Annotated in this window: 14 protein-coding genes; 7 read left to right on the forward strand and 7 right to left on the reverse strand. The window is 69.4% G+C overall.

Annotation, left to right across the window (positions count from 1 at the left end):
- Nucleotides 1-77: 77 nt before the first annotated feature.
- The 3 genes from K2R93_19080 to K2R93_19090 form a co-directional block, all read right to left on the reverse strand.
- Nucleotides 78-1,154 (reverse strand): VOC family protein, encoded by a 1,077-nt coding sequence (locus K2R93_19080; protein ID MBY0491953.1) that lies wholly within the window; start codon nucleotides 1,152-1,154, stop codon nucleotides 78-80.
- A gap of 29 nt (nucleotides 1,155-1,183) precedes the next feature.
- Nucleotides 1,184-1,870: a hypothetical protein gene (locus K2R93_19085; GenBank protein MBY0491954.1), complete on the reverse strand. Its 687-nt coding sequence runs from the start codon at nucleotides 1,868-1,870 to the stop codon at nucleotides 1,184-1,186.
- A 113-nt stretch (nucleotides 1,871-1,983) separates the two neighbouring features.
- Entirely contained in the window at nucleotides 1,984-3,591 is a 1,608-nt protein-coding gene (locus K2R93_19090) for a S41 family peptidase (protein MBY0491955.1), read from the reverse strand.
- Nucleotides 3,592-3,827: 236 nt separating this feature from the next.
- Between K2R93_19090 and K2R93_19095 the strand changes: the two genes are divergently transcribed.
- From K2R93_19095 to K2R93_19110, 4 genes are all read left to right on the forward strand, one after another.
- Nucleotides 3,828-5,405: a carbohydrate porin gene (locus tag K2R93_19095; protein MBY0491956.1), complete on the forward strand. Its 1,578-nt coding sequence runs from the start codon at nucleotides 3,828-3,830 to the stop codon at nucleotides 5,403-5,405.
- A 77-nt stretch (nucleotides 5,406-5,482) separates the two neighbouring features.
- Nucleotides 5,483-6,574, forward strand: coding sequence for an MBL fold metallo-hydrolase (locus K2R93_19100; GenBank protein MBY0491957.1), 1,092 nt, complete (start codon nucleotides 5,483-5,485; stop codon nucleotides 6,572-6,574).
- A gap of 63 nt (nucleotides 6,575-6,637) precedes the next feature.
- Nucleotides 6,638-8,335, forward strand: coding sequence for a hypothetical protein (locus tag K2R93_19105; GenBank protein MBY0491958.1), 1,698 nt, complete (start codon nucleotides 6,638-6,640; stop codon nucleotides 8,333-8,335).
- A 3-nt stretch (nucleotides 8,336-8,338) separates the two neighbouring features.
- A complete protein-coding gene (locus K2R93_19110) occupies nucleotides 8,339-9,238 on the forward strand; it encodes a hypothetical protein (protein ID MBY0491959.1) in 900 nt (299 codons plus the stop codon).
- Nucleotides 9,239-9,249: 11 nt separating this feature from the next.
- Here K2R93_19110 and K2R93_19115 read toward each other — a convergent pair whose 3' ends face one another.
- A complete protein-coding gene (locus K2R93_19115; GenBank protein ID MBY0491960.1) occupies nucleotides 9,250-9,513 on the reverse strand; it encodes a hypothetical protein in 264 nt (87 codons plus the stop codon).
- A gap of 52 nt (nucleotides 9,514-9,565) precedes the next feature.
- Here K2R93_19115 and K2R93_19120 point away from each other — a divergent pair, with 52 nt between their 5' ends.
- Both K2R93_19120 and K2R93_19125 read left to right on the forward strand, forming a co-directional pair.
- Nucleotides 9,566-10,804 (forward strand): amidohydrolase family protein, encoded by a 1,239-nt coding sequence (locus tag K2R93_19120; protein MBY0491961.1) that lies wholly within the window; start codon nucleotides 9,566-9,568, stop codon nucleotides 10,802-10,804.
- 180 nt (nucleotides 10,805-10,984) lie between these two features.
- Nucleotides 10,985-11,659 carry a hypothetical protein gene (locus tag K2R93_19125; protein ID MBY0491962.1) on the forward strand — a complete coding sequence of 225 codons (675 nt, stop codon included), beginning with the start codon at nucleotides 10,985-10,987 and terminating at the stop codon, nucleotides 11,657-11,659.
- Here K2R93_19125 and K2R93_19130 read toward each other — a convergent pair.
- From K2R93_19130 to K2R93_19140, 3 genes are all read right to left on the reverse strand, one after another.
- A complete protein-coding gene (locus K2R93_19130) occupies nucleotides 11,652-12,611 on the reverse strand; it encodes a hypothetical protein (GenBank protein MBY0491963.1) in 960 nt (319 codons plus the stop codon). The two genes, K2R93_19125 and K2R93_19130, sit on opposite strands and share 8 nt — an antisense overlap.
- A gap of 1 nt (nucleotide 12,612) precedes the next feature.
- Nucleotides 12,613-13,020, reverse strand: coding sequence for a hypothetical protein (locus tag K2R93_19135; GenBank protein MBY0491964.1), 408 nt, complete (start codon nucleotides 13,018-13,020; stop codon nucleotides 12,613-12,615).
- 71 nt (nucleotides 13,021-13,091) lie between these two features.
- A complete protein-coding gene (locus tag K2R93_19140) occupies nucleotides 13,092-15,428 on the reverse strand; it encodes a YfhO family protein (protein ID MBY0491965.1) in 2,337 nt (778 codons plus the stop codon).
- 97 nt (nucleotides 15,429-15,525) lie between these two features.
- On the opposite strand from K2R93_19140, the gene K2R93_19145 reads away from it, so the two are divergent.
- Nucleotides 15,526-16,413, forward strand: a complete 888-nt coding sequence (locus K2R93_19145) for a dienelactone hydrolase family protein (protein MBY0491966.1) — start codon at nucleotides 15,526-15,528, stop codon at nucleotides 16,411-16,413.
- Nucleotides 16,414-16,419: the final 6 nt, after the last annotated feature.

Consider the following 16,419-nt stretch of genomic DNA (forward strand, 5'->3'; position numbering starts at 1 on the left):
GGAATCTGCACGCGACCGAGGGAAGCGTTAGGGGCTGACCCGCCAAAAAGGGGCCGCCATCCGTTTTCCGGGATGTGTTACTTGTTTCCGGGCCGGCGCGGGTTCACGGCGATCGCCAGGTTGAGCCGCGTATCGTGCGTGTTGTAGCTGATCTGCAGATCGAAGCCGTTCGGCGTCGTCGTGTGATAGCTCTTGTACTGCGCCGCATGGATCTCCATGCCGTCACTGGTATCGACACGACTGGGGAGCCCACGCGTCGTGAGCGCGTCCTTCACCGCGTCGGTATCCCACGGCGAGATCCCGAACGAGATGTGATCGATCGCGCCGCCGCGACGCCCGGGCCCCTTGCCGAACTCGGGGTCTAGTGGGTTGCCACCGCGCACGATGATGTCCCCCACATCGCCGATCATGAGTTCGTTCTGGCTCCCTTCGTCGTACGTCGGTCCCCAGCCGAGCAGGTTCACGAAGAAGCTCACGCTCTTCTTGTAGTTCGTCGCGCCAAAGCTCAGGTGATCGAGCCACACGGTGTTCCAGCCGGTCGCCGCGAAGGGGAGCGGCGCACTGGGGGTACCCTTCGCCTTGGCGGCGGCGCGTTGCGCGGTGAGCCCTTTGCCGTTGCCGAGCGTGATGGCGAAGCCATCGGGTTCGGTGATGCGGTATGCCTCGTACGCGCCGTTCTTGACGGCCACGGGCTTGAGCCCGCGCGCGGTGAGCGCGGCTTCGACCGCCTTGGCGTTCCACGGCTCGATGTCGAACGCGAGCCCATCGACGAGCGCACGCGTGGGGGCCCGATTGCCGCGACCGGCGGCGGGCGCGGGGAACGAGTCGACCGGCGTGCGCACGAAGATCGCACTCCCCCAGTCGCCCATGTCCATCACGACCTGCTGCGGCGTTTCGCTGCGCACCCGCCAGCCCATGAGCGCGGTGTAGAACGCGGCTTCGGTGGCCGGATCGGCGACCTTGAAGCGGATATGATCCAGCGCCGTGGTGCGCCAGCCCGTCTTGGCGAACACCGCGGGAATTGAATCGGTGTTGCAGGCGGGCGTCCCGTACGCGCGGATGCAGCGGCCTTGAGCGGCGAGCGATCCAGCGGGGAGGGATTCAGCAGCGAGCGTCACGAGTGACGCGAGGAGCAAGCGGTGCGGCAGGCGCATGACCCGTTCCGGAGAGGGATCGGGAGAAGCTACGGCTTCTGTTGCAACCCCGCCAACAACGGCCCCAGCGTCATCGGGTCGAGCACATGCTCCCCATGGAAGGTGAGCTCGCGCGCCTGCGACTGAATGGAGCGCAGCGCGGCCACCGCCTGCGGGCGCGATTCGTCGGTGAGAAACGGGTCGTGATCGCCGGCGATGAACGTCACGTCCACCTGGCGCAGGCGCTCACGCAGCGCCTGCTGGGGCACGTCGGTCGCGAGGCCACCGGCCCACACCACGAAGGCGCTTGGCCGCACGACCCCCTGGGCGATCCAGCGCGTGGCCGTGGCGACGCCCTGCGAAAAGCCGAGGACGCCCACGGCTTCAACCGGCCGCGTGCCGATGACGGCGGCATGCACCGTATCGAGCCAGTGCAGCGTGTCGGCGATGTCGTCTTCGCGCGCTTCGCGGGTCATCCACGTGGCGCCCACCTTCTGCAGATGGCTGCCATCGGCCTTGGGCATGTCCCGATAGAACCGGTTCAGTCCCTCAGGCGCCACCACACACGTATCGGCCGGCACAAGCCCGTCGAACGGGCGCAGGAAGCGCGACGCCAACTGCCCATAGCCATGCAGCACGAACCAGACGCGACGCGCCTCATGGGGCTCAGCGCCAATGAGGGCGTAGCGCCCGGTGCGAACGGTGGCCTGCGCGAGCGTGCGGATGGGTTGGGTCATGGCAAGGAATATGACGCGGGTTGTCCCTTGCCGTCACGGTGCGGCCCTCGACGCGCCACCAGCGCACGCAGGGCTGCCGATGATGTGCGATGCATTGACCACGGTGACGCCGGTCAGCCGTGGTCCGCGCCCCCGCGCCCCGACGCCGCGTCGAACACCGCCATCTGCGTCGCCTTCCCGCGGACCAGCGCATGCGCCGTGCTCAATTGCGTGTCGTAGCGCAGCTGATGCCGCAGGACCGTCGAATCGCCAAAGACCAACCGGCCGATCCGCTCTTCGAGCGCGCGATCGATTTCGCTCGCCCCGGCCTGGACCAGCGCGGGATCGAGTGTGACCGAGTCCTTGGCCAATCGCGTCAGCACGGCCGCGCGCCAAGCCGGCTGGACGGCAAAATCGCTGCGCACCACACCGCGCTGCTGCTCAGCTACCGCCGTGAGCGCCGCAAAGTACTTCCCGTAGTGCGGGGCCAGCGCCTGTCGCAGCCGCTGCTCGGCCGTGGTGATCGTATCCGCCGAGAGAATCACGTCCGGCGTGATGGCGCCACCGCCGTACAGCGTGCGCCCCCCGCGACTCGCGAACGTGGGGCGAGCGCGGCGCGCCGCCGGCGTCTCCAGAGAATCCGGGGTGATCTCCACGTAGCGCCCGTTCCCATCGAAGCGCCGCGGCTTCTGAATGCTCCGGCCCGACGGCGTGAACCAGCGCCCGGTGGTGAGCTTGAGAGCGTAGCCGCCATCGAGTTCGAACACCGACTGCACCAGCCCTTTGCCGTAGGACGTGGTGCCAAGCACCAGCGCGCGGTCGTAGTCCTGCAACGCACCGGCGACGATCTCCGATGCCGAGGCCGACCCGCCATCCACCAGCACCGCCAGCGGCATCGACGGCGCCAACGGTGCCTGCTCGGCGCGCAGCACCTCATCGCCGGTGCGCTGCTTCACCGTCAGCAGCACCTCGCCCGCCGGCAGGAAGAGGTTCGCCAGCGAGAAGGCCTCGCCCACAATCCCGCCCGGATTGCCGCGCAGGTCGAGCACGAGCCCGTTCGCGCCCTGTCGCTGGAGCGACTGCACCGCGCGCGCGACATCCGCTGCGGTCTGCTCACCGAACTGCGTGACCGGCACGTACCCGACGCCATCACCCAGCATCATCGCGAAGGGCACGGATGACACGTGGACCTCGGCGCGGGCGAAGCGATGCGTGATGGGGGCCGTCACCCCGGCGCGCTGAAACTGCACCTGCACCGCCGTGCCGGTTTCGCCGAGCAGCTTGGCTTGCACGCGATCCACACTCCAGTTGCGGATCGGGATGCCGTCGATGGCGGTCAGGCGATCGCCCTCGCGCACGCCGCGCGCCGCGGCGGGCGTGTTCGGATAGACCTTGTCCACCATCACAAAGCCGTCGACCGGCGGGGTGAGCAGCATGCCGACACCCGAGTAGCGCCCGGCGGTACTGCGCAAGAAGGCGGCGCGATCGGCGGGGGTGAGCAGTTCGCTGTATGGATCGCCGAGTTCTCGCACGAGGCCACGCGCGGCCGCCTCGTACAGCGAATCGGCGGCACGGGCATCCACATGGCGCAGCGCCACCAGGGAGAGCACCTGATCGAGCAGCTGGGCGCCCCCGCGGGTGCGCGCCGCGGTGCGCACCCCGCCAGTGACGAGGGCGACGGTAAGCGCCGTGGCCACGAGGATCGTGGCGCGTCGCGCGAGCAGGCGAAGCCGCGTGGACATACGAGGGCGGGAGCAGGAGAGGGAGGGATTCTCGGACCTCTCCATGAGACGCCGCGGCGCCCGGAAGGGTTGCCTGCCCGGCCAAGGGTGTCACGTCGAACGCGTTGGCGGCTGGGACGAGACGCTGGGCCGTGAAGTGTGAGAGGGATCACGCCGAAGAGCGGAATAGGACTCCCGGACTCACGGGAGCGTGAGCCGACGGCGGCTCAGCCAATTCCTGCCTTCGGACCAATTGAATGTCCTCCTCTTCTCCTACGCCCTCACCAAAATCCGCCGGGCTGGCGCTCGCGTTGGTCGGTGTCGCGGTCGTCGCTCTGATGGCCACGCGCGCCGCCGTCGTGAAGACGCCCACGCTGTCGGCCGCGACGCGTCCCGCCCCGGCGGCCGCGTTCGCGACGGCATCGGCGGCGCCGAGTGCGGCACCGAGTGCGGCGACGAGTGTGGCGCCGACGGCGCCCGAGCCTGCCGCATCCGCGACGGTGACGACCGCGACCACGCCGGTGACGGCGCCGCCCCGCGCCTTCGCGGCAACGCCCGCCGCGAGCGCCCCCGTCGCCACCGCGCCCGCCGCGACCGTGCCAACACTCGACGCGCCACAAGCGACGGAAAGTGCGGTGAGCACCCGCGCGGCTGCTGCGGTGCCGGCCGTGATTGCCGTGGCGCCATCGCTCGTTGACGCCAGCGCGAAGGCGACGACCGCCGCGTGGCCGCCGGCTGGTGGCGTGCCCACGGCCGGCCCGGGCATCGCGCTGTCGCAGCTCCGCCTGCCGGGGCTCACCACCGAGTTCACCGACATCTCCGATATGTCGGGGGGCACGAGCGGCATGAGCGCGGCGCACGGCGCCCGTACGCATACCATCGTGAACGCGACGCTCGACTTGGAGCAGTTCGCCGGGTGGAAGGGCGCCACGCTCTTTGCCCAGCACAAGATGAAGCAGGGCGCCAACGGCTCCGGCGCCGCGGGGCTGATGCAGCACCATTCGAATATCGATGCCGACGACTTCCGCGCGGCCGGCGAGATCTGGCTCGAGCAGCGCCTCTTCAACGACGTGCTGCGCCTCAAAGCCGGTCGCCTCGACTTCAACACCGAATTTGCCGGCACCGACAACGGCGGGTCGTTCCTCAACGCGTCGATGGGCTACACGCCCGCCATCGCCGCGGCGCCCACGTTCCCGCTGCCGATCAATGCGTTCAACGTGATCGTCTCGCCGCGCGAACACAGCCGCTTCAGCCTCGGCGCCTTCGACGGCCGCGATGGCGCCCCCGCCATGGCCGGGTCGTCGTCGCGCTTCTACATCGGGCAGTTCAGCCAGGGCTGGTCACGCGGCGATGGCCGGGCGTTCGACGGGCGCGTATCACTGGGCTCCTGGCGCCACACCGGCATGTTCTCCGCCGCCGACGCTGATGCGGACGCGGAGCCCACCGTGCGTGGCACGGGCGGCTGGTATGGCACGATGGACCTCACGCTGTGGCGCGGCGCCGCCAGCGACAGCGGTGCCGATGATGCGCCGTCGGCGGCCATGTTCTTCCAGGTTGGCCGCGGCAATCCGCGCATCTCCGCCGTGGACGTGCATCAGGGGCTCGGGCTCGTGACGAGCGGCCTCGTGCCGCACCGTCAGAGCGACGCGATCGGCTTCGGCGTCACCCATGCGTCGTGGAGCGGCGGTCGGGAGACGATCGGTGAAGCGTTCTGTCAGGCGCCGTTGGGGTCGCACGTCACGTTGGTGGCCGACCTGCAGCGGGTGAATCACTTCGACAGCTTTGGCCAGCGCAACGGCTTCATCCCCAACCTGCGCACGATCGTGAAGTTCTGATCGCGCACGCAGGTCACGGAACGCGTCTGCTGCCCCCCGGCCGCGACGCCAGCGGGGCATGTCGGTACTTTACTGGCATGCCCCGCGTCCACATCCGCACGCCCGTCCGCCACTGGCGCCGGTGCGGCGTCGCGCTGCTGCTCCTGTTGAGCAGCTGTCGGTGGCTGTCGGCGGGTGATCCGGCGCCCTTCGCGCCCACGCCGGCTGCCGGCCAGCGCGTGCTCTCGTTCTGCGCGAGCGTGTGCGCGGATTCGGTGGACGTCGTGGCACTTGGCGTGGATGGCTATCTCATCGTGCCGTGGCGCGATACCACCCGCCTGGTGATGACGCCCCCGTCGTACAGCAATCCATCGCTCTGGCACCTGGCGCTGCGCGACTGGTGGTGGGGCACGCGGCCCAACACCGCGCGCATCGCCGCCGGACTCGCCGCAGTCCCCACCGCCACCGCGCGGCTGACACAGGTGCGCGCGGTGCTGGTGGGGCATGGTCACTACGACCACGCGCTCGATCTGCCATCGCTGCTGCCACGCCTGCCGCATGCCACGGTGTACGGCAGCGCGACCGTCGCCCACCTGCTTCGCCCCGCCGTGGGGACCGCCGCTGGTGGCGTGGTGGCGGTCACACCGGGTCAAGCCGTGCCGATCGGCCCGGTGCTCCGCGCGCAGGCGCTGGCGTGGGGTCACGCACCGAATGTCGCCGGCTGGACGCTCGCTCCGGGGCGCTACACCACCGATCGCACCACGCTGCCACGCACAGTGCACGGCTGGCGCATGGGCGAACCGCTCGCGTGGAGCATCGATATCCTCGGTCGCGATGGATCGGTAGCACTCCGCCTGTTCTATCATGACGCGGCCGCGTCGCTCGACATCATCCGTGCGGCGGTGGCCGAACTGCAGCGGTTGCCGCACGCCGCGCATACCGTGGTGGTCCTGAGCGCGGCCAACTGGGATCAGCACGCGAGCTACCCCGCCGCGTTGCTCGCGTCGCTCGAGCCGGACCACGTGCTCTTTGGCCACTGGGAGGATTTCTTCCGGTCGCCGAGCGCACGGCCCAAGGTCGTGCGTGGCATCAACGCGCGGGAGCTGGTCCAGGAGTTCGAGCGGTACGTGGGGCCACGCTGGAGCGTGCTGGCGCCCGGCGCGACGCTGCGCATTCGCCTCGGCAAGTAGCGCGCGGCGCACGATCCGGCTCGGCGTGCTTGACAGGCTCCGCCGTGCGTCGTTGCGTCAGGCATGACTGGCTCCGCCGCCCCCCGCGCGATGCATCTCGAGGCGTTTGAAGCCAAGGCGTCGGCCCTGCTCGACGCCTACACGCTGGGCACCCCGGACGCGCTTGAGCGACACTACGCGCTGACGTGGCATCGCCGCGCGTGGGCCTCGTTGCGCGAGTACGTGCAGCTCGATCTCGGCAAGCGACCGGCCACCCCGGGTGCCGATGTGCCACTCACCATCGACGACGCACGACGGCACGTGGCGCTCGAACATGGGTTCTCGTCGTGGTCGGCCCTGACCACCGAAGTAGCGCAGTGGCCGGATGATGCGCTCATGGCCCATGTCCCCGTGCGCGTGCGCGGCAGCAGCGATCACGGGACCGCGCTGCTCATCGAAACACGCACCTGGGCTGACGCGCTCGCGGCGCTCGCCGAGCATCCGGGTGCCGTGCTCGACAGCGGCGGGCAGATCACCGACACGGTGCTCGAGCAACTCGCCGCGTTCGACACGATCGAGCATCTGCAGCTGGGGGGCGCGAAGGCGGTGACCGATGCCGGCGTCGCGCAGCTCGCCCGGATGCCGCAGCTGCGCACGCTCGACCTGTCGTGGACCGGCGTGACGGATGCGGGGCTGCGCGTCTTGCGGGCGCTGCCACGGCTGGAGCGGCTCAACCTCTCCATGACGCGCGTGACCGATGCCGGCCTGACGCATCTGGCGGCGTGCGACGCACTCGAGCGGCTCGACTTGATGTGGACCAACACCGGCGACGGCGCGATCGAGGCCCTCGCCGGGAAATCGCGGTTTCGGGAGCTGCTGAGCGGGAACCACGTCAGCAACGCGGGGCTCGCGGCGCTCGCGAACATTCCGGCCTATCGCCACGGTCTCGCCGACGACGCGATGCGCGTCGCCACCGACCGCGCGCCAAACGAACTCGTCTTGCGCGGCCGCTTCACCGACGAAGGCGTGCCGCAACTGCGCGCGCTCCACGGGCTCGCGCAACTCGGTTTGCACGATTGCGCCATCAGCGAGGTGGGGGTGGCGTCGCTGGTCGAGCTGCCCCGCCTGTTGATGCTGGCGTGTGATCCGACCGATGCCTGGATGCCGCACCTTGCCGCGATGCCGGCGCTGCGCGCACTCAGCGCCCAGGACACCACCTGTGGCGACGACGGCTTTGTCGCCCTCGCGCAGTCCCGGACGATTGAACGGCTCTGGCTCCGCCGCTCGCACAACCTGCGGGACCGCGGCTTTCGCGCCCTCGCATCGATGCCCGCGCTCCGCAACTTCGCCGGCAGCTGCAAACACGTGAGTGATGACGCCCTGGCCGCGCTCCCCGAGTTCCCCGCACTGCGTGAGCTCATGCCCATGGACGTGCCCGACCATGGGTATCGACACATCGCCCGCTGTGCGGCACTCGAGGTGCTGACGCTCATGTACTGCCGGGACACCACGGACGCGGCGACCGAGCACATCGCCCACCTCCACCTCCGTCGGTACTTCAACAGCTACACCACGATCACCGACCGCACGCCGGCTCTCCTCTCAGCCATGGACTCGCTCGAGGCGGTCACCTTCTCCGCGTGCAATGGCCTCACCGACGAGGGCGTCGCCCAGCTCGCGAGGCTCCCCCGTCTGCGCTCTCTCGACGCCTCCGGCTTGCAGCTCACCGCGTCGCTTGCCAGCCGATTTCCCGCGTCGGTGGTCGTGCGCGTCTCCACCTGAGCCATGTATCCCAATCCGCAGGATGTGCTGCCGCTGCCACCGGCCGATGAGGTCCGCGCGTGGGTCGCGTCGCTCACACAGGCGCGCGCGACCGATACCGTGCGGGCGTGGGCCGACGCTCACGCGCCGCGCGTGGCCGATGCGCTGGTGCACTGGATGGCGCGCGCGTATCCGGACGGCGGTGCCGATCGATCGGTCGCGGAAGCCGTGGTGTCACGGATTTTCGGGTTTGCCGATTGGGCCACGCTGGAGCGGCATCTGATGGCCGCGCCGGAGAGCGATGCGCGGCGGTTCGAGCGCGCGGCCGATGCGATCGTCACCGGCGATCTCGCGGCGCTCACGGTGCTGCTGCGTGAGGAGCCGGCGCTCATCCACGCGCGTTCGGATCGCGTGCATGGTGCCACCCTGCTGCACTATGTCGCCGCCAACGGCGTCGAGAACTATCGGCAACGCACGCCGGCGAACATTGTGGCGATCGCGACCGCCCTGCTCGACGCCGGGGCGGACGTGAATGCGGCCTGCGACGTGTACGGTGGCGGGGCCACCACCCTCGGCCTCACCGTCACGAGCGCGCACCCGCGCGCCGCGGGCGTGCAGGAGGCGCTCGCCCAGCGGCTGCTGGATCGTGGCGCCACAATCGACGAGCGCGTGGTGCACGCCTGCCTCATGAACGGCTGCCCCGAGGCCGCGGTGTTCATGGCCGGCGAACGTCTTGCGCGCGGCGGCGCCTTGCGCCTCGACGAAGCCGCGGGCATCGGTCGCGTGGATCTAGTCACGGCGGCACTGCGCACCCTACCTACCAGCAGTCCGCTTATCACGGCCGCTCGCGAGATCGCCAGCTGGTACGACCAGCACGCGGTGCTGGCCCTGCTCGACGCGACCGCCCCCAGCGAGGGCGCCTAGCGGTCAGCCGCTCAGGAAGCGCCCGACGCGTCGCGCTTCTTGAGCTCGAGACTGATGGCGCCCATGCGCCCCACCACCGGCACGATGGCGAGCGTTGGGAGCAAGAGGGCCGGCGCCAGAAACGGCACGATGCGCCGCAGCTCCGGCTTGATCAGCAGAAACGCGAATGCCGACACGGCCACCACGTCCAACCCAAGCAGCGCGAACATGATCGTGCGCACCTTGGCGTGCATGCGCTGGAGCGTGTCGGTGGGGATCCGGGAGAGGTCGTCCATGGCCCCAAAACTACTACGTGCCGGCAGCTGGGCGCAGCGGTATCGTTCTCGCATGGACCACGCCCTCCGTTCGCTCCGGCGCGCCCTCCTGGCGCTCGCTGTGACCCCCGCCCTCGCCGTCAGCCAGGCCACGGTCTTTTCGGGCTTCACGCTCATCGACGGCACCGGCGCCGCCCCGGTGACGAACGCGCGCATGGTCGTGGAGCGCGGGCGCATCGTGGCCATCGGGCCGGCCACCCGCGTCGAGATCCCGCTCGACGCACAGCGTGTGGACCTGACTGGTCAAACGGTGATCCCGGGGCTCATCAACGCGCATGGCCACGTGGCGAGCCTCGCGAACTTGGGCACCTATGCCGCCTACGGCGTGACCACGGTGTTTTCGCTCGGCGATGAACCGTCGGAAGTCTTTGCCGCGCGCGATGCGCAGAAGCGCGGGCCCCCGCCCTACGCACGCGTGTACCTCGCCGGGCCGGTCCTCAACCCCACCAGCGCCGACGACGCCCGCGTGCAGGTGGCGAAGGTCGCCGAACAGCGCGTGGACATCGTGAAGATCCGGGTCGACGACAACCTCGGCACCACGAAGAAGATGCCCCCCGAGGTGTGGAAGGCGGTCATCGATGCCGCACATGCGCGGGGGATGCGCGTGGCGGTGCACCTCTACTACCTCGATGATGCCAAGGCACTCCTCGCCGCGGGCGCTGACTACATCGCGCACAGCGTGCGAGACCAGCCGGTCGATGCGGCCTTCGTGCGCGACCTCAGGGCACGCGGCATCTGCTACACCCCAACGTTGATGCGTGAGGTGTCCACCTACGTGTACGGGAGCGTGCCCCCCTTCTTCAGCGATTCGCTGTTCCTGGCACACGCCAACCGCGAGTGGATGGCCACGGTGTCGCAACCGGCGCGCATGGAGGCCATGCGCACCAGCAGCACCGCGCAGACGTACCAGAAGCAGCTGCCGGTCGCGATGCGCAATCTCAAGACGCTGTTCGACGCCGGCATTCCCATTGCCATGGGCACCGATACCGGCCCACTCGGCCGCTTCCAGGGGTACTTCGAGCTGATGGAGCTCGAGATGATGGTCGACGCCGGACTCACGCCGATGCAGGCGCTCCAGAGTGCCACCCAGACCGCCGCGCGCTGCCTGCAGGTCGATCGCGAGCTCGGCACGCTCGAAGCGGGCAAGTGGGCCGACTTTGTGGTGCTGGGCGCGTCGCCGCTCGCGAACATCCGGAATGTGCGCCAGCAGCGGGGCGTGTATGTCGGCGGGAGCCGCATCGACCCGCGTTAGGCGGGTTCGGACCGGACCGCGATTTTCTGTCCCACGCTGGATGCCGTTCGACCCGCAGCCGCGCGGGCTGTGCGACGACGGAACCGACGTCTCAACGCTGAGTTGAAGGCGAGGCGCTGGCCATCACGGCCGGCGCCTCGCGGCGTTTCGCCCACTCGTTTCACTCAGCTCTTGAGACCCATGCGCGCATACATCCCGATGGCCTTGGCCATCACCTCCCTCGCGGCCGCTCCACTCGCCGCCCAGACCACCACTGCCGATACGGCCAGCCTGCCGGCCAAGCGCGCCGAGCGCGCGGCGACGCGGACGGTGACCGTGCAGAACGACCGTCAGGCGGCGGTCACCTTCTTCATCGACGCCGGCCGGGTGGAGCAGGCCGTGGGCACGGTGGCGGCGGGTCAGACCGGCGCGATCGACCTCCCGGAATGGGCCGTGCGTGGCGCGCGGCAGATCACGCTGACGGCGCGCGCGACCGGCGACAACGCGCGGGTCGCGCGCTACGAACTGCCACTGCGCGACCGCTCGCTGCTCGGGCTGCTCGTACCGCCCGCGGAGGGGCTGCCGGCGAACGACAGTCTGCTGGTGAGCACGCCGCGCGGCGCCGCGCGGAGCGCCACGGTCACGATCGACAACGCGCGCGATCGTCGCGTGAGCGTGTACGCTGAGCAGGGCCTGCTCTTCGTGCTCCTCGGTGAGGTGGATCCCAAGTCGCAGCGCACGCTCGATGTGCCGGCCCAGCTGCTGCGCAATGCGTCGCCGCTGCGCGTGTTCGCGCGCCCCGAGGGCAACGCGCCGGTGAGCACCAACGCGCTGCGCCTCAAGGAAGGCGATCACATCGCGGTCGTCATCATGTAGCCGCCATGTAGTCGCACAGCGCGGCCGAGATGGCCGGCGCGAGACGCTCCAGCGCGTACGCCGTCAGGAACGTCTTCGCCGCCATCTCGCCGCGAAAGCGCGGCGACACATCGGGGTTGGCCTTGAGCCGGTCCACGCGTTCCTTCCCGAGATAGAGGAACGCAAGCCCCTGCCGCTCGGCGGCGTCGCGGCGATTGACGAGCTGCGCGGCGTCGAGCGCACCGAGGTAGAAGGCGTCCATCAGGATGCGCGTCCATTCGGCGCGCATGGGATCATGATGGCGCAGCGCACGGAGCGCTCGCGTGATTGGCGCCCCTGGCGCATCGGCATGCGCGCGCCCCAGGCGGATGGCGGTGAGCAGCTCGGGCTCCAGCGCCGTCTCCGCGTTACCGTTGGCATCACTCACCGGCGATTCGCGAATCACCAGCTCGGCGATCTGCCCCATGAGCGCGGCGCTGCGTGTGAGCACGGTGCCATCGTCCACATCGTGCGTCGTGCGACTGCTCCAGCGGATCCAGACTCGATCATCGAGCGCGGCGATCCGCTCCCCCACAGCGTTGAGTGCATCGACCAGCGCCGGATCGTGAAAGGCCAGTCCGGCCGCCCGCGGCCGCACGTCTTCCGAGACAATGGTGAGCGAGGCGTACAGCTGCCCGTCCGCGTGGCGCACCCACTGCCGTTCCACGTCGGCGGCGATCACACCGACCTGCAGCACGCCACCGACGAACGTTTCCAGCAGCGAGTGCGTCGCGATGGTGCCCTCGCGCGCCGTGAGCGCATCGAGCGCCGCGTACTCATGCTGCGCCCAGGGGTGCTCGGCGACCTTCTCGCCCGCCGTGGCGGCGCGCTGAAAATCGGCGAAGGCGTCAGACGCGACCCGTGGCGGGCCGAGCACGACGGTCAGCGCGGTGAGCGGATATGGCGCCGCCGCGCCCCCCGCGGCGCTCCCCACGTCAGGGGACGACGAGCGAGACTTCGGTCACCGGCCGCGCGTTGGCACTGGTGCTCACCAGAATCGTGATCGACTTCTCGGCGAGGGGGACCCCGGTGTAGGGGGTCAGCACCCGACAGGTATAGCTCGGGCCACTGAGCGGCGGAAAGATCGACGGCGCGTTCACGTTCGTTTGAAACTTGCCGGTCGCATCGGCATCGACGGTGAGCCCGAACGGCTCGTTCGTGGTCCCCACGCAGGAGACACCGACCGCCGCGTTCGCCACCGGTCCGCCCGACGCCCGCGTGACGGTGCCGCGCAGCAGGCCATAGTGGGCGCCGCTACCGTCCACCGTGGTCAAGAGGCTGCCACAGGCCGCCAGCGCGACGGCGCCAAGCGTGAGCGCCACAACACGAAGAGTGCGAGTCATACCGGAGTGTCGCCAATTCGGGAGGGAACTGCAATTGGCGCCGGTGATGCCGCCGGCCCGGCCGGCGCCGTCTAGCCCGCGCGGGCCGCGCCCGGGCCGCGCGAGGCCGTCAGCAGCGGCACCAGCCACATCCCCAGCGCCACCAGCAGCGCCACCAGACTGATGATCTTCCCCGTCCGATAGGTCGGGGAGTCGAACGTCAGCGTCACCTCCGACGCACCGGCCGGCAGTTCCACGCCGAGCAGCGCGTGATCGACACGCGTCACGGAAACGGTCTTGCCGTTCACCGTGGCCTGCCAATCGGGAAACCAGTTCTCCGCGACGACGAGCATGCTCGGCGCGGTCGCCGCCGGTGCCACGCTGACCTTCATCGCACCGGCACGCCAGTCGCTCACCGTCGCGACCGACGCCGACGGCGCAAAGGGCGCGGCCGCGGCCGGCAGCGTGGTGCGCGCCGAGTCGGAGAGCAGCACCGCCCCGTTCACCGGGAAGCGCGCATCGGTCACCGTCGCGGGGATCTGCGCATCGGGCGCCTTGGCCGCCGCCGGCACCACGCGCGCCCACGGTGTGGGCGTCTCACGTTCGTAGAGGACGGCCGTGGTGCCCAGCGCGGTCGGTGTGGGCGGTACGACGCGCTTGAAGCCCGGCACGTTCTGTTCGCCCTGCAGAATCAGATAGCGCACGGCGTAGAGATCCAACATCGACGGCGAGAGCCCCTGCTCGGCAAACATCAAGTCGTTGAAGCGCTTGAGCTGGAAGCCGTGATAGCCGGTCAGCTGCGGAATGTCGTAGCCCATGAGAATGGACTTGCCGTAGCTGTCCTGCCCATCGAGCACGCGATACGGCTTGGGCGCCTTGCGCAGATACGTCGTGACGGCGTCATCGGCAAAGAGCTGCGAAGCCCGCGGCGACCAATTGAAGAAGCGACGGTCCACACTCCAGAGCTCGAGCCCCGTGGCGGTCACCAGCGCGATGACCGCCACACGCGCCGGCAGCTTGCGCATCGCGGTGGCCCAGAGGAGCAACGTCCCCACCACAGCAAAACCCAGGAGCCGCACGGCGCCCGCCTTGAGCGCGGCCGCGTTGGCGAAGACCGCTTCGGCGCGCTCGGGAATTGCGAGCCCTTCAGCAAGCGGCTGCAGCCCGCCCACGGCGCCGAGCAGGGCGAAGAGCACGACGCCACCGCCCAGCGCGAGTACGGTGCGGGCCTTCACCCGCTGCGCGAAGAGTGCATCGGCCCCCATCGCGGCGAGGATGCTGAGGCTGAACGCCGTGAGATAGAAGACCATGCCCATGGCGCGGATCTTCTTGAGCCCGGGGAGCAGCTCGAAGAACGGCTTGTAGAAGGGCGTGTGCCCCGCGAAGGCGAAGAGCAGGAAGAACACGGCGCCCAGCGTGAACGCGAGCGCGAGGCGGCGGCGCGTGGCATCGGTCCACGCGAGGGCGGCGAGCACCAGCGGCAGCGCGCCGACGTATTCGGTGTGGAACTTGATCGGGTTGCTCCCCCAGTACTGATCGAGCACGCCGTTGAACTCCGGCAGGAGCAGCGTGAAGATCTCGGCGGGGGGCATCGCGTAGCTGGTGGCGAACTGCCAGCCGGTGTCGCTGCCGCCTTCGGCGCGCGGCGAATACGGGATGTAGCTCAGGAACGGCAGCACCTGCAGCGCCGTGATCCCGACCCCCACCGCCACGGCCGCCGCGCTCAAGGCGAGCGGCTTCCACGCCGGCTGATCAGCGGGGCGCTCGCTGTCCCACAGGGCGAGGTACAGCGCCCACAGCCCGAGCGCGAGCAACAGGAAGTACGCCATGTGATAGTGGCCCAGCACGATCAGGGCGACTTCCACGGCAAAGGCCCCGTACGCCCACATGCGGCGCCCGCGAATGGCCACCAGCAGCGTCCAGAAGGCGAGGGGCGCGAGCGCCGACACGAAGAGCTTGCCGTCATGACCCGGGCTCATCTGCGAGGCCACGATGCCGGTGAGCTCGTACGCCACGCCACCGATCAGCGCCGCGCCCCACGAGAGACCGAGGGCCACCGCAAAGCGATAGAGCAACCAGCCGGCGAGGACGAAGTGGATCACCATCCCCCACGTGATCGCGACGTCCACCGGAAGGATCCAGCGGAGCCACGCCGTCGGGTAGAAGATGTCACCGTGCATGGCGCCGATGTACGGCAGCCCGCCGAACAGGTACGGGTTCCACTGGGGGATGTGCCCCGTGTTCAGGAACGTCTCGGCGCCGAAGCGCCGGAAGGCGTAGCCAGCAATGAACATGTCGGAGCGGCCACCGCCAAAGAGCATCTGCCCCTGGGCCAGCGGATAGAGCAGCAGCAGCGACACCGCGATGCAGGCCAGGAAGGCTACCGCATGGTCGCGCGTGGACGGACGGGTTTCGGTCCTTTCAGTCATCCGGCAAGAATAGCACGGGCGCGGGGGCGTTCGCATGGCCGACCTGGCCACGGAACGGTATTTTCGTCTCCCCCACCCTCCCGTCCCGGAGCCTGCCATGACCCAGAAGACCGCGCACGATTTCGATCAGGAACTGCTCATTCTGTTCGACGCCTACGTGCACGGCGGTATCGACCGTCGCACCTTCCTCGACAAGGCCTCCAAGTGGGCGGTCGGCGGGGTCACCGCCGCCATGCTGCTCGATCAGCTGAGCCCCAAGTTCCTCGAGGCGCAGACGGTCGCCCACGACGACGCGCGCATCGAGCAGCAGTACGTGGAGTATCCGTCACCGCAGGGGTACGGCACGATGCGCGGCTATCTCGCCAAGCCGGCGGGGAGCAAGAAGGCGCCGGGCATTCTCGTCATCCACGAGAATCGCGGGCTCAACCCGCATATCGAAGACATCGCCCGTCGCCTGGCCACCGATGGCTTTCTCGCCTTCGCCCCCGATGCGCTCTTCCCGCTGGGTGGCTATCCCGGCGATGAAGACAAGGCGCGCGAGGTGTTCCCCAAGCTCGATCAGAGCAAGACGCGGCAGGACTTCATCGCCGGCGCCAAGTTCCTCAAGGCCCACGCCGAGTGCACCGGCCACATCGGCGCCGTGGGCTTCTGCTACGGCGGCGGCATGGTGAACTACCTCGCCACGCAGCTCGGCGCCGATCTCTCCGCGGGCGTGGCGTTCTACGGCTCCGCGCCCGATCTGCCGGATGTGCCCAAGATCAAGGCGCCGCTGATGATTCAGAGCGCCGAGAACGATCAGCGCATCAACGACAGTTGGCCGGGGTACGAAGCCGCGCTCAAGGCCGCCGGCGTGAAGTACGAACGGTATCTGTATGCGGGCACGCAGCACGGCTTCAACAACAACACCACGCCGCGCTACGATGCCACGGCGGCCAAGCTCGCGTGGGAGCGCACGGTGGCGTTCTTCCGGGCGAACGTGAAGTAGTCCGGC

This window comes from Gemmatimonadaceae bacterium (assembly GCA_019752115.1).
GTDB lineage: Bacteria > Gemmatimonadota > Gemmatimonadetes > Gemmatimonadales > Gemmatimonadaceae > Gemmatimonas.